General features: G+C 57.3%; 13 protein-coding genes and 1 pseudogene. 13 read left to right on the forward strand and 1 reads right to left on the reverse strand.

Annotated features, from left to right (window positions below; genetic code table 11):
• Nucleotides 1-4 precede the first annotated feature (4 nt).
• The 7 genes and pseudogenes from HD883_RS27840 to drt5 all read left to right on the forward strand — a co-directional run bounded on the left by HD883_RS27840 (nt 5) and on the right by drt5 (nt 6,241).
• Nucleotides 5-148, forward strand: coding sequence for a hypothetical protein (locus HD883_RS27840; protein WP_257022601.1), 144 nt, complete (start codon nt 5-7; stop codon nt 146-148).
• A gap of 109 nt (nt 149-257) precedes the next feature.
• Entirely contained in the window at nt 258-383 is a 126-nt protein-coding gene (locus HD883_RS27845; RefSeq protein ID WP_257022602.1) for a hypothetical protein, read from the forward strand.
• 91 nt (nt 384-474) lie between these two features.
• A pseudogene (locus HD883_RS27850) lies at nt 475-1,047 on the forward strand (site-specific integrase).
• 689 nt (nt 1,048-1,736) lie between these two features.
• Nucleotides 1,737-2,468: a restriction endonuclease gene (locus HD883_RS22610; protein WP_179589218.1), complete on the forward strand. Its 732-nt coding sequence runs from the start codon at nt 1,737-1,739 to the stop codon at nt 2,466-2,468.
• Nucleotides 2,469-2,526: 58 nt separating this feature from the next.
• On the forward strand, nt 2,527-3,186 hold the full coding sequence (locus HD883_RS22615; protein ID WP_179589219.1) for a hypothetical protein: 660 nt from the start codon (nt 2,527-2,529) through the stop codon (nt 3,184-3,186).
• Between the two features lie 963 nt (nt 3,187-4,149).
• Nucleotides 4,150-4,656, forward strand: a complete 507-nt coding sequence (locus HD883_RS22620; RefSeq protein ID WP_179589220.1) for a hypothetical protein — start codon at nt 4,150-4,152, stop codon at nt 4,654-4,656.
• A gap of 100 nt (nt 4,657-4,756) precedes the next feature.
• A complete protein-coding gene (gene drt5, locus HD883_RS22625) occupies nt 4,757-6,241 on the forward strand; it encodes an antiviral reverse transcriptase Drt5 (RefSeq protein ID WP_179589221.1) in 1,485 nt (494 codons plus the stop codon).
• Nucleotides 6,242-6,703: 462 nt separating this feature from the next.
• Here drt5 and gcvA read toward each other — a convergent pair whose 3' ends face one another.
• Nucleotides 6,704-7,603, reverse strand: a complete 900-nt coding sequence (gene gcvA, locus HD883_RS22630) for a transcriptional regulator GcvA (RefSeq protein ID WP_179589222.1) — start codon at nt 7,601-7,603, stop codon at nt 6,704-6,706.
• 115 nt (nt 7,604-7,718) lie between these two features.
• Between gcvA and HD883_RS22635 the strand changes: the two genes are divergently transcribed.
• The 6 genes from HD883_RS22635 to HD883_RS22660 all read left to right on the forward strand — a co-directional run bounded on the left by HD883_RS22635 (nt 7,719) and on the right by HD883_RS22660 (nt 13,815).
• Complete coding sequence (locus HD883_RS22635; protein ID WP_179589223.1) at nt 7,719-8,447, forward strand: RraA family protein; 729 nt, start codon at nt 7,719-7,721, stop codon at nt 8,445-8,447.
• Nucleotides 8,448-8,704: 257 nt separating this feature from the next.
• Entirely contained in the window at nt 8,705-9,706 is a 1,002-nt protein-coding gene (locus HD883_RS22640; protein WP_179589224.1) for a TRAP transporter substrate-binding protein, read from the forward strand.
• 65 nt (nt 9,707-9,771) lie between these two features.
• Nucleotides 9,772-10,740, forward strand: a complete 969-nt coding sequence (locus HD883_RS22645; protein ID WP_179589225.1) for a Bug family tripartite tricarboxylate transporter substrate binding protein — start codon at nt 9,772-9,774, stop codon at nt 10,738-10,740.
• Between the two features lie 21 nt (nt 10,741-10,761).
• Nucleotides 10,762-11,721, forward strand: a complete 960-nt coding sequence (locus tag HD883_RS22650) for a D-2-hydroxyacid dehydrogenase family protein (protein ID WP_179589226.1) — start codon at nt 10,762-10,764, stop codon at nt 11,719-11,721.
• A 178-nt stretch (nt 11,722-11,899) separates the two neighbouring features.
• Nucleotides 11,900-12,328 (forward strand): DUF2231 domain-containing protein, encoded by a 429-nt coding sequence (locus tag HD883_RS22655; protein WP_179589227.1) that lies wholly within the window; start codon nt 11,900-11,902, stop codon nt 12,326-12,328.
• 2 nt (nt 12,329-12,330) lie between these two features.
• Nucleotides 12,331-13,815: a PQQ-dependent sugar dehydrogenase gene (locus HD883_RS22660; protein WP_179589796.1), complete on the forward strand. Its 1,485-nt coding sequence runs from the start codon at nt 12,331-12,333 to the stop codon at nt 13,813-13,815.
• Nucleotides 13,816-13,925 lie beyond the last annotated feature (110 nt).

The following is a 13,925-nucleotide window of genomic DNA, read 5'->3' on the forward strand; positions in this document are numbered from 1 at the left end:
GGCCATGGTTAAGCCATTCCACACCAAGCGAGACGCCGAAGCCTGGGCGCGCCGTACCGAAGACGAAAGGGTACGCAACGTATACATCCAGCGGGGGCCGGCCGAGCGCATGACCGTCGAAGCGGCGCTGACCCGCTACCTCAAGTAGGGCACGCCCACGGAGCGGGCCTCGACCCAAGCCGTTTCCTCACCTAAAAATGGCCGGCGACCCGGACAAGCATCGCGAGCTACAGCCTCCCAGTACCAAGGCAGTGCACTTGGAACTGGCGCTGCTGGACCACCTGTTCACCTTCGCGATCAAGGAACGAGGCATTGGCCTGCCCTTCAATCCAGCATCCAACGTCCGCCGCCCGACCTCGGCTGGGGCCGCAACCGGCGATTGACGCCTGCAGAACAGTACCGCCTGCTACAGGCCGTACATAAGCACTCGACCCGATGTACGTGTGGATCGGCCGCATTGCCGTGTTTAACGGCATGCGGCTGTCTGAGGTTGCGACGCTACGTATCCGGCAAGTGGACATCGAGCGGCGCGTCGTTCGGCTGGAGTGGACCAAGAACTTTTCGGCTCGTACCGTCCCGCTGACTGCTGAGGCAAGGTGCGTCTTCAGCGAGGCACTTGCCAACCCAGTGCGTCCTGCTGAGTCCGAATTTTGGTTCTTCGGCGAGGGGCAGGGATGGCATCCGCCCGCCCTACCTATTTGATGAAACATGAGCCGACGCCAAACGAGCAGCAGGCCTTAAGACTTCCGCTTTCATGACCTGCGGCACGAGGCTGTCAGCCGGTCTGTGGAAGCCGGCCTGAGCTATCAAGAGGTGCCGGCCATCAGCGGCCATAAGTCGATGCAGATGCTCAAGCGTTACAAGCGTCTTCAAGCGGAAGACTTTATGCAGAAGCTGGAAAGCCAGCTACCGGATACCAAGCTACTGACACCGGCAAGAAAGCCCATGTCGAAAAACGGTTCCGGTACGTTAGCTAGACAAGAAGCCTTGTGCACCAGCAACTACACCTTCGTGGAAGGGGGCAGCTCACTGAACTCAGTGACGTGATGGGCGTAAAGCAGTCCCAGCTGAATTACCGTAACCACATATGTGGTGCCGATGGCTGGGCAAAATCGGACAGCATGCGTGCTAGTTACAAAAAAATTCCGGATCAGGCTCATGGAGATATGCAGGGTAAGGCGGCTGTCATCCTGACCAACGATTGATGGATGCCCGAGCGCTTGTTCAAGCGCAGATAATAACCCTGAGCCACTTCTAAAATGAAAGGCCTTTCACCGATGAGTTAAGAGCCTTTTCTTTGGTTCTACGCCGATCTGTGGGTTGGCGAGAGTCGCAGAACTACCCCGAGCCCCCATCGGACAAAAGGGCCAAACCTAACGTTCAGCAATGGCCGCAACTTCAACGCAAAGGACCTCAATAGGCACAGGATTCTCCGGTAGTGACCTCCAACCCGCGGGTGTTGAAGAACACCGTCCTTGATGCTTGGTTGCGTCGCAGCTGCAACCCGCCGCTAATTGGTCGCCGTAGCCAGAAAGCTCCCGATTCCTGCTTGCTTATATTTCGCGGGGCGCCGCAAACCGTGCCGTCTCGCAAATAGGTGCGCCCATTGCACGTATGCCTGTTCCGGGCGTAGGATATTGTGTTTGTAACTAATTCACTCATAGACTGATTCAGCAAGATCAGAGTGGCTCCTTAGAGCCAGCAGCATACCTTGTAAGTTATTCATTGGGGCAAATGTGGCCGCACCCTCCAACAATCATTCGACAAGCTCTAACTATGAAATGCTGGTTGTCGCCCTCCTGAATCAAGAGATCGGTGGAATCTCCGGAATAAACATAGTCGAAATGAACCGCGACGTCAGCATTACAGGACTTTCTGGCTATACACACCAGATCGACGTCGTGTACAGGATGAAAATCTGGCTCACTGAGATTCTAGTTCTAGTGGAATGCAAGCAGTATAAAAAGCGCGTTGGGATCGATGATTTACTCGAATTCAAGTCCAGGCTTGACGACCTTCGCGCACATAAGGGCGTCTTTGTCACCTCTTCGGGCTATCAAAGTGGAGCAATTGAGTTTGCTCGCGCAAATCGAATCGCGCTTCTGGTTGTCCATGCAACTAAGAAACTGTCGGTTCTTTATTCGCTCAGCCAAACGAGCGAAAGAGAACGCGCGCTTGAGCAACTGGACGACCTTGAGAAGAACTATCAAACCATAAAGTCCGGACACGCGAAGCGAATCACTACTGACAGAAATTTTAAGCATGTCATTGTTCAGCATGACGGAGTGACATTGGAGCTACGCCCGTGGGAGCTTCATCAATCGATGCTTTATAAGCAGTCGTGCGCTCTGTCAGACACTGAGCGGAATGGTATCTATTTTTCCCGAGATAAGTTTGATTACTTGCCCGTCAACAAAGTCTTGAAGTCAATTGTTCTAGATATTCTCTTGGTACCAACCGACGGTTAACAAGGACGTCCAACGGGCGGGGCCTGGCGGCCTCTCATGTCGACATTAGGCAATGCAAATGCAACGATTCCGCCTCGCCATAGGTTTTCTCATTCTACTTATCCTTGTGGTAAGCGTGGGGTGGCTCGCCCTTATAGGAGTCAGGGGCTTCACGGGCTATATAAGCACGATTCCCAAAGAACTTGGTGCTCCTATCATTGCAGCCGCCGCAACTGTGTTTGTGGCAACGCTGACGGTTGTTCTTGGGAAGTACTTTGAGCGGAAGAAAGAGCTCGACGCGTTATACAGAGACAAAAAAACGGAGGTTTACGATGAGTTCTTGAAAAAGTTTTTTGAGGTCTACTTTTCGAGTGGCGAGAATGTCGGCGAGCACGATCTGATCTTGTTTTTCCAAGACTTTTCTCGCAAGCTCGTGCTTTGGGGCGGTCCGGACGTCATTGAGGCATTTGTTGCGTGGAAAGATCACCTCGCAAAAGGTCTTCCCGACGCAAAATCAATCTTCCTCACAGAAGACTTTCTACTCGCAGTCCGAAAGGACCTTCGACACACAAACAAGGGGATTCGACGAGGCTTGTTTGCCCGAATGTTTATACAGAACAGCGCTCTGTTTCTCGCCATGTCAGCCAAAAATCCTAACCTAAAGTTAGAGGATATGGCTGCCATCGAAAAGTTGCTTGCCTCTGCTGAAACGACAAAGGAGGCTCCGCCGTCAACCTGAAGTTCAACGATTACATAGATCTTCGAGCAGCACTGCCATTGCTTAATTGGGCCCTCTCTTTATAATTTAGGCGGCCGCTGGTGATCTCAGCCACTGGGTTCCCCGGGCCGAACTCGGCTGTTGCCGGGTGGGGTATGACCGACTCTCCCCTTGAGGATCGAACAATAAAGATAGTTCGTCCTGAAAACAAAACTTGCATTCCGAGAAAAACAGAAATTGTTTTCTAGGAAGTTTTTTCAGCCTTTCATTGCTAGTCGTGCCGTTAAGTAGCACCAGTAATTAAGCGGACACTCATGAAGTATGCACTTCCGGTTGATCACGGCATGTCCGTCCTTCTTGCACAGAATTGGCTGTTCAGTGACAGTGATGGACAACTTGCGTTAAACGATGTTCAGTATGAAGCCCTATCTGCTGGTGTGGCACGCGGACATCGCACCGGTCAACGCCACGTGGTTTTCATGCGAATGGATAGATGGTGCTGCCCTTTGGAAGTTGGAGGGAACACTCGAGAACTTAAGAGCCGGCATGTTGCGAGAGCTATTTCGCGATCTCGGATGGTGTTGCAAGGGATGGCCGAAATAGGTTCAGCCGCTTGTGACGCACGCATCCCAAAATCGAATCGCCCAGCCGCGCTTCGCCTGGAGGACAGCACACTCAAGCTTTCAGCTCGATTGCCGCGTGCGATAAAACGCCTTTTCTATCGCTTGACCGAGGGCCTTCCTGACAATGTCCTATGGATGGTAGGCCTATGTACGCCTGGTTCTCCGTATTTGCTTAGAAGGGAAGAGATATTAGCCCTTAATGCAGCAGGACTTACGTCACCGGAAGCGTTAATGCAGGGGTCGGCCGATGCTGATGCTGCTAGGACAACAGCGCTTATTGGGGTGAAAGCCGGCCTCCAGGCCAAGGCAAACTGGCTTCGCGACGCATGCCGAATTTGGAAGGCGAACCAGAGCAGCCCAAATGCAAAAAAACGTGCCAAAAAAATGTCTAAAAGAGCACCTGATAGATTTCTTTTATCTAGCTACTGGAAATGACTTCGAGCGAGCGTTCGAGGAAGTGTTAGGTTTCTTGAAAATAGAAAACAAACGGCTGGATGACAACAGTAAGAAGGGAGCGCTCGACTATTTCGTCCAACTGCCCAGTTTTCCGCCCCTGATCCTGGAACTTAAGTCACGCGAAACAGGTAAGTTAGTTGATCCTAACCGAGCCGTTGAAGTGTTAGCCGCCTCAGAGGTTCATGGGTACAAGGACGCTTTTGGTGTGACTCTATGCCAAACGAGTGTCGACCCTAGCGTTCCCAGCGTAATAGCGTCATGTAGCCGTTTAGCCGTGATCGAAGCGGTCGATCTAGGAGAAGCGCTTCTGCGATACTGCGAAGGCACTCTCTCTGGAGAACAGCTATACCGTTGGCTCGTCACTCCAGGGCAAGCAGTTGCCGCCGATCTTCCCTATGGAGACTATGCATAAGAGAGCGCCGGGTCTAAGGTCCTTGCAAGACGTCAACGGAATCGTTTGTTAACCGTTGCCGCAAAGTATTCACGTTAACCAATTCACTGAGGCGGCCAAAATGGCAGGAACAGCAGATTTTATAAGAGCAGACTTTTCAGGAACACTTTTTCCCATGAAGACCAATCTGATTGTTCTAGAGCATTATGAGAAAGAGTTGGCAGCGTACATATCTAGCCGGGTCCTTTCAGAGGATCACCCCGCTGATAGTTTTCTGCCACAGCAGACAGTTCACGCCACAAAGCCTCGCGGGCACCTCCGCCGCACTGTCAAATTGGACCCTGTAGCGGAATACTTCCTCTATGACGTTGTGTACCGAAACAAAGCCCTATTTCGACGACAAGTCAGTAACGAGCGACGGAGTTTTGGTTATCGGTTCAAGGACGGAGAACCTATCTCAGTCCATACAGCCTACCTTGACTACAAGGCCAGCATTGAAGAGCTCGCAACCTCCTTCAGCCATCGCCTGCAGTTCGATATTGCCTGTTACTTCAATTCCCTATATCACCATGACATTGCCCACTGGTTTGCGGGCAATGATGGTGTATCTGAAGCCGACGCTGATGCCGTTGGCAAGTTTTTTCGAGAAATTAACGCAGGCAGAAGCGTCGACTTCTTACCTCACGGTATCTATCCAGCAAAGATGGTTGGCAATGAATTCTTAAAATTTGTCGATCTTTCGGGCATGCTGAAATCAACAGTAATCTCGAGGTTTATGGATGACTTTAATCTCTTCGACAACGACGAGGCTGTCCTTCGCCAAGATTTCTATCGCATACAGCAACTGCTAGGACAGTTTGGCTTAAATGTAAACCCCAGCAAGACGCATTTTGACAACAATTCTGGACGAGTTGAAGATACCCTTTCCGCACTTCATGACTCGCTGAGTCATATAGTTCAGGGTATTGCGCAACTTGAAGGAGCATCCGGGGTTGATTTTGTGGAGGTAGAAGAAGAAGTTGTGCTAGGCCTCTCGAATGAGCAGGTCACGTCACTACTTACGCTACTCCGAGACGAATCACTTGAAGAGGCAGACGCTGATCTCATTCTTGGCTTCTTGCGATCACATAGCGACGACATCCTCGAACACCTTCCCACTCTGCTTAGACGATTCCCTAATCTGATTAAGCATCTATATTCGCTCTGCGCAACGATCACGGATAAGCCAGCACTTTCTTCTATTCTGCTGGACTATCTTAAAAGCGAGTCATATTTCGTTGAGTACCAATTGTTCTGGATTGCTTGTCTGGTAGAGGACCACTTGATGGGCGCAGGCTGCTATGGTGAAGTTCTAGTGAGGCTGTACGAGTTGTCTCGAGATTTCCGCATTGCACAAGCTAAGGTGCTTGAAATACCGGAACAAGGCTATGGCATGAAGGAACTTCGAAGCGAAATCCTAAAGACTGGTCAATCTGACTGGCTATCGTGGGCTTCGGCGTCAGGAACCCGTACACTAAAAAAGGCCGAACGTAACTACACGCTCGACTATTTCTCGAAGTGTTCGCCGCTCAACTTCGTCATTTCTGAAAGCATAAAAAGGGTGTGACCGAGTAACGCTTCATTTTCCTCATAACCACGGATTGCCTACGCACTTTCAAAGCGTCCCTGTGAACGATAGCCGACAACAGAAACGTTTGTGGCAGACACTGCGTGTCCTATTTTCTGCGACGCAAGCAGCAATTAGCAGATGGCAAATGTCTTCTCATACCACTGCACCAAAATTTCGGTACCGTCGAGGCATAGCGAGCATTTCTTATCACTTCACCTAAAATTCGGCAATCTACTGATCTAAAGAAACCTTTACTTGTTTCAACCTGCGCACGAATTTGACCCGTCCCTGCAGAAACGCTGCGAATCACCAATTCAAAATCCCCCGCCGCGAGGCGTGCCGGTTCGATTCCGGCCCCGGGCACCAGACATGAAAAGCCGTTGACTGCGATCAGTCAGCGGCTTTTTTTCGTCCTTTTGTTTGGCCCTGCTGTTTAGTCCATCAGGGAGCCGGTTGCGATCAAGCGGTCCGCACACCCCCACCCCCAGCCTCCCCCAGCAGCCAATCCCGAAACAACATCACAAACGGATCCCCAATCAACCGATTCGGATAGATCAAATAAAACGCATCCCCCGAATCCGTCCGCTGCCTAAACGGCGCGACCAGCCGCCCCGTCCGCAAATCCTCTTCAACCAGCGCCAACTGCCCTAAAGCCACCCCCGCCCCATTCATCGCCATCTGATACGCCAGGCTGACGCTTTCAAAAGTAATACCTCGATCAGGATCGATGTCAGACGCACCAGCAGCCTCCAGCCACTGCCGCCAATAACCGGGCCGGGCGGCGGACTGCAGCAGCGTCGCGCGGGTAAGGTCGCCGGGCCGGGTCATCGGCCCCAGACGTTCCAACAGCGCCGGACTGCAGACCGGCGTGAGTTCGATATCCACGAGCCGGTGGCTGGCGCATCCGGGCCAGGTGCCTTGGCCGATGCGGATTGCGACGTCGGTGGTGCGCGCGCTGAAGTCGATCGGGCCGAGTGACGTGGTGAACACGACGTCGCGGTCGGGCTGGGCGGCGCGGAAGGCCGGCAGGCGGGGCACGAGCCAGCGCAGGCCGAACGTCATGGGGCACCAGATGTGCAGGGGGTCGCGGCCTTTGGTTGATTTAATTTCATCGGTGGCATCGCTCAGGCGCTGCAAGGCGTCGCTCACGCTTTGCAGATAGAGCGTGCCGCTGTGGGTGAGGGTGACCTGCCGGTGGGACCGTTTGAACAGGCTAATGCCCAGGTGTTCTTCCAGCAGACCTATCTGGCGGCTGATGGCGCCGGGCGTCACCGACAGTTCTTCGGCAGCGTGTTTGACGCTGCCACGGCGCCCCACGGCTTCGAAAGCGCGAACAGCATTCAGCGGGGGGAGGCTCATGACGCATCTCGATTCTGAAAAACTCAACTGAACCGCAGTTTAAATCGCTTGAGCGGGCCTTGCCCATGCACAAGAATTCGGTCCATCCAACGCAATCAATAAGGGGAGACATTCCATGCAACAGGAAAAGCGACTGACCGGAAAGATAGCTGCCGACCGCATTCGCCAGATGGCCGTGCCTCGTGCCGATCCGGCCTTGCTGGCTGCCTACCGCGCGCTGGGCGACGCAAGCGGTGTGCTGTCTGATGTGATGGACCGGTTGGGGATTCCGGGCGTGGTGGGAGCGTCCACGCTGGCGCCGACGCTGCCCGGCAAGGTGATGGTCGGCACGGCGCTGACGGTTCGTAATGTCATGCAGCGGGGTCATGAGTACGAGGCGGCGCGGGCGGTGGTGAACAAGATGGCGGAGTTCGAGGCGCATAACCTTGCTCAGCCTGACGACGTGCTGGTGATCCAGGGCGTGCCAGGGATTTCCAATATGGGCGGCATTTCGGCGCAGTTGGGCAAGCGGCACGGGGAGGTGGGCGCGATCGTGATGGGCGGCGTGCGGGATGTGGCGCATTCGCGCTCGGTCGGGTTCCCGGTGTGGGCATCGGAGATCACGCCGCGCACGGGCAAGTGGCGGGTCGAGACGGTGGAGATCAATGGCGACGTCGAGATCGACGGCGTGCGGGTGTGTTGCGGAGACATCGTGTTCGCGGACGATACGGGGGTGTGCTTCATCCCGATCGCGCGCGCGCAAGAAGTCCTGGTCATGGCGCAAAAGACCGTCAAGGACGAGGAAATCAAGTGCGCTGCGATCGATGCGGGCACGCACATCGCCGATCTGCCAAAAAGCGATTGAGTTGAACCCCGCGGTATGGACAGTCTTGTGTCTGCGCCGCTGTGTACGTGCGCGCGGGTAGGGGCCGGCCACGATCACGCGCGACGGTCATCAGTCGCTGCGTGAGGGTGCTGCCTGCGTACCCGTGTGCGTGTGCTCGTCATGGTGCTGTCGCCGCGCAGGTTGCGCTTTCACCCCCTTCTTAGCAGGATCGCGAGTCAATGTCAGACCAAACAAGCAACCGTCAGTCGTCTTCAACGAAGGCACACGACGTTACGTTGAAAATCCAGGCCGTCTGGAGCGAGGACTCGGTGCTGCACGAGTTCGCCATGGACTACGTCGATATCGTCAATACGATCGGAGCAGGGCGGGTGCGCCTGGAGATGCTGCCGCGCGGGGCGGTGGTGAGTCGCGGTGGCGATCTGTATGGCGCGGTGGCGTCGGGCGCGCTGGATGCGGCCCATGGCGTGGCGTCGAACCAGTATGGCAAGGACAAGGCGTATGCCCTGTTCACCACGCCGCCCTCATTCGGCTGGAATTCCACGCAAATGCTGGGCTGGATGCGTCACGGCGGCGGCCAGGCGCTGTATGACGAACTGGTTCAGAAAATCCACGGCCACAATATTTCCGGGTATCTGGTGGGGCCAATGCCGACGCAGCCGTTGGGCTGGTTCAAGAAACCCATTCATTCTCCGGAGGACCTGAAAGGCCTCAGGTTCCGGACCGGTGGACTGTCGGCAGACGTATGCCGCGTGATGGGCATGGAGCCCGTGCTGATTCCCGGAAACGAAACGGCAGAAGCCTTGGCGAGCGGTCGTGTCGATGCCGCGGAATATCTGAATCCGACCATTGACCGTCAGGTCGGCCTGGCCAAGGCTGCGCCCCTGTACATCGTTCAGGGCTACCACCAGGTGTGTGAGTGCTTTGAGATCATCTTCAACAAATCAAGACTGGATGCGCTTGGCGATGAAGTGAAGCGCATTCTGGAGATCGCCGGGGACGCTGCGTCATCGTCGATGGCATACAAACAAATGGTCTATTACCCACGCGATCTGGAACAGCTGAAGGTGGTCGACAACATCACCGTCGTTCAAGCGCCGGAAAGCATTCTGGATGCGCAATTGTCGGCGTGGGCCACCGTCATCGAAGACCTGTCTGCCGACCCTTTCTTCAAGAAAGTCATCGACAGCCAACGTGCCTGGACAAAAACGGTGGTGGGGTTCGATCTGGTGTGGGACGCGCCGCGCGAGCGTGCCTTCGACTTCTTCAACCCTTCATAAGACCCCCAGCCTGGATAGTCCTTTGCGGTCCTGAAATTTCAAAAAGAAAAAACTAGGAGACGAATATGTTGTTGAGGACACTGCTGTTGAATCTGGTTGCCGTTACTGTCTTGAGCCCCGGCATGGTCAGCGCGCAGGCGCGCTCGGAACCGATACGGCTGGTTGTGGGGTTTGCGCCGGGCGGCCCGACGGATGCGGTGGCTCGCATCGCGGCGGAAGTCCTGACCGCCAGGCTGGGCGCGTCGGTATTGGTGGAAAACCGGCCCGGCGCCAGTGGCGCCATCGCGGCGACTGCCGTGGCCAACGCCAAGCCCGATGGCAACACGCTGCTGGTCAACGTCGTGGCGGACATCGTCAACCCGGTGATCGCGCGGGAAAAAGACAACGTCATCACCAAACGATTCATGCCCGTGGTGCTGCTGGCCGAGTCCCCCAACGTGCTGGTCGTGCATCCTTCGGTCAAGGGCAATACCGCGAAGGAATTCATCGACATCGGACGGACCAGCGGCAAGGACACGTTCAGCTATGGGTCGGCGGGTCTGGGCACCGTCAGTCACCTGTCGGGTGTGCTGTTCGCCGATGCCACCGGTATACCCATGCTGCATGTTCCGTACAAGGGGACGGGCCCCGCGCAGGTGGACCTGCTTGCCGGCCGCATTCCGCTCATGTTCGACAACCTGATCAACGGGCTTGCGAATGCCAAGGCGGGTAGCGTCAGGGCGCTGGCTGTCACCTCGACAAAACGCTGGCCCGGCGCGCCCGAGTTGCCCACGCTGGCAGAAGTCGGTCTGCCTGATACTGACCTGGTATCGGTGTTCGGACTGGTTGCTCCCTTGGGTACGCCCAAGGCGGCAGTCGACCGCATCGCGTCCGCATTGCTGGAGGGCATGGCCACGCCTGCCATCCGCAACCGGCTCAATCAGATCGGCGCCGAGCCTGGTACCCTGAATGCGCAGGCCTATGGGACCTACCTGGATACGCAAACGCAGCGTTGGGAAAAGCTGGTCGCGGCCGGCAAGTTCGATTTGAAATGACCTAACTGTCGGGAGACACGCGTGAAGATTGCCGTTCTGGATGACTACCATGGTGTCGCCGGCACCTATGCCGACTGGAAAACGCTGGGCGACGACGCACAGGTAACGACCTTCCCGGACTATCTGCCGGAAGGCCCGGAACGCGACGCGGCCTTGAAGCCTTTCGACGTCATCATTGCCATGCGTGAGCGCACGCCGTTTCCGGCATCCCAGCTCGCCGCGCTTCCCAACCTGAAGCTGCTGGTGACGACGGGGATGAAAAACAATTCCATCGACGTGCCGGCATGCGTGGCGCAAGGCGTTGTGGTGTGCGGCGCGCCTGGCAGCGCCGACGCCAACTTTGCCACGTCGGAACTGGCGTGGACCCTGCTGCTGGCATTGTTCAAGAACCTGCCGCATGAAAATGCATCCATGCGGCAGGGGCAATGGCAGACGCGCATGCCCTTGCCCATCGCTGGGAAGCGGCTTGGCGTGGTGGGCCTGGGCAGGCTCGGCGCCGCCATGGCAAAAGTGGGCCTGGCATTCGGCATGGACGTGGTGGCGTGGAGCCCCAACCTGACTGACGACAAGGCGGCTGAAGTGGGTGTCAAACGGGTCGACAAGCACGAACTGTTCGCCACGTCCGACGCGATCAGTCTGCATGTGGTCTTGAGCGCACGGTCTCGTCACGTGGTGGATGCGGCGGCGATCGACGCCATGAAGCCGGGTGCCTTCCTGGTCAACACGTCCCGCGCGGGACTGGTCGACAACGACGCATTGATGCGCGCATTGAAAGCCCGCAGGATCGGCGGAGCCGGGCTCGACGTGTTCGATCTGGAACCCCTGCCTGCGGATGACCCCATCCGCACGCTCGACAACGTCGTGCTGACCCCGCACCTGGGTTACGTCAGCGAAGACAATTTCCGCGCGTTCTATACCAACGCACTGGCTGCCGTGCAGGCCTGGAAAGCAGGTAAGCCGATCAATGTGTTGAGTAAATAAGCGGAAGCCATGCCACGCCGCGAGCCTGCCTGACGCACGCTCCGGCACCTTCAAACGCATGCCCCGACGGCGTTTGCGGCATGCACCGTGGCCCTTGGCGGCGGACCGGTACGTAACTTGCTGATACGGCTGCGACAGATAGCATCCCAGCTAGACATCGCTACCAAGGAGGCAGTCAGTGGCCCACGTCATCGACCATCGCTACAGCGTCACGTTGTACCCGTTGCACGCCGTATTTCTGGCAGGCACCGTTCCCCTGTTCCTGGGCGCCATGCTCAGCGACATGGCTTACGCCAAGACCTTCCACATCCAGTGGAGCAACTTCGCATCCTGGCTGATTGCAGGCGCACTGGTGCTTGCGGGCATCGCGCTTGTGTTTGCGCTGGTGGATCTGTTCCGGCCGTACCAGCGCGCGCGGGGCAGTGTCCTGTACTTCATCGTGCTGCTGGCGACGTGGATCCTCGGGTTCATCAATGCGCTTTGGCACGCTCGTGATGCGTGGGCGGTCATGCCGATGGGACTGGTCCTGTCGGTCGTCGTCTTCCTGCTCGCCTGCCTGGCCACCTGGCTGGGTTTCCGTACTCCACGCGTCCTGGGGCCACTATGACCATGAAATACGCCAGCTCGCTTGCCATCGTTACCCTGTCCGCCCTGCTGGGCGCTTGCGGAGATAAACCCGCGCCTGTGCAGGTGGGTGCCGATCCCCAGTTGCCGGAGCCGCAGCGAGGGCTTCTGCCCAACATGGTCATTGCCAAGCCCGCACCGTGGGGGGACAAGGTGCCCGTGGTGCCGACGGGGTATACCGTGACGGCGATCGCCACGGATTTGAAAATCCCGCGCCAGACATTGGTCTTGCCGAATGGCGACATCCTGGTGGCGGAAGGAAAGGGCGGCAACGCGCCCAACCTGAAGCCCAAGGACTTGATTGCTTCCATTATCAAGGCCAAGGGCACCAGTTCCGTCAAGGGCGGCAACCGGCTGACTCTGTTGCGGGATGCGGACGGAGACGGCAAGTATGAAACGGCGACCGTGTTTGCCGAGAACCTGAACGCGCCGTATGGCCTGGCCTTGGTAAACGGCACGCTCTATGTCGCCAACCAGGACGCCCTGGTGAAGTTTGCCTACAAGGATGGCCAGACTCAGGCCAGCGGCGCGCCGGAGGTGGTCACCTTGTTGCCGTCCGAGATCAATCACCACTGGACGAAGTCGCTCGCAGCAAGTGCCGACGGGCAGTACCTGTATGTCGGTATCGGGTCCAACAGCAACATTACCGAGCGAGGAATGACGGCGGAAGTCGATCGCGCCATGGTGTGGCAGATCAATGCGCGCACGGGTGAACACAAGCCTTATGCCACCGGCATACGCAATCCAACTGCGTTGACCATCCAGCCCGAAACCGGGCAGTTGTGGGCCGTCGTGAATGAGCGCGATGAGTTGGGCCCCGACCTGGTGCCGGATTACCTGACGTCCGTGCGTGAAGGCGCTTTCTACGGCTGGCCGTACAGCTACTGGGGCCAGAACGCGGATGACCGCGTCCGGCCGCAGAATCCCGATAAGGTCGCGGCAGCTGTCAAACCCGACTACGCGTTGGGCTCGCACGTGGCTGCCCTGGGGGTGCACTTTTCGACCGGAACCATGGGAACGCAGTTTGCCAACGGCGCATTTGTTGGCCAGCACGGCAGCTGGAACCGCAAGGATCCGGTGGGCTACAAGGTGGTGTTCGTGCCCTTCAGCCAAGGCCGGCCGTCGGGTCAGCCCGTGGACTTTGTGACCGGTTTCCGGGACGACGACGGCACGACGCGGGGCCGCCCGGTGGGCGTGACCGTGGATCCGCGCGGTGCGCTGATCGTGGCCGATGACCTGGCCAATACGATCTGGCGCGTGGCGCCAACGCAGGCCGTGTCCGCGCCGCCAGCCGCAGCGCCGGTCACGCCCCCGGCTACCCCGCCGATGACGCCACCGGTCACCCCGGCGGATCCCGCCACCGGCGCACAAACCCCGCCCGCCGACCCCGCACCGATGGCCCCGCCTGCGTCACCGGCACCCACCGACCCCGCCCCGGCAACGCCAACGCCCGCGCCGTCCTCAACCTGATAGCCGACAGCAAGCGCAAAAAAGCCGCTGCCCTCCAAGAGCCAGCGGCTTTTTTGACGCCAGAGACGCCGCGAACCAGGGCGCCGTGGATCTGGCTCCGCCAGTCCACC

This window comes from Pigmentiphaga litoralis, assembly GCF_013408655.1.
Taxonomy (GTDB): domain Bacteria; phylum Pseudomonadota; class Gammaproteobacteria; order Burkholderiales; family Burkholderiaceae_B; genus Pigmentiphaga; species Pigmentiphaga litoralis_A.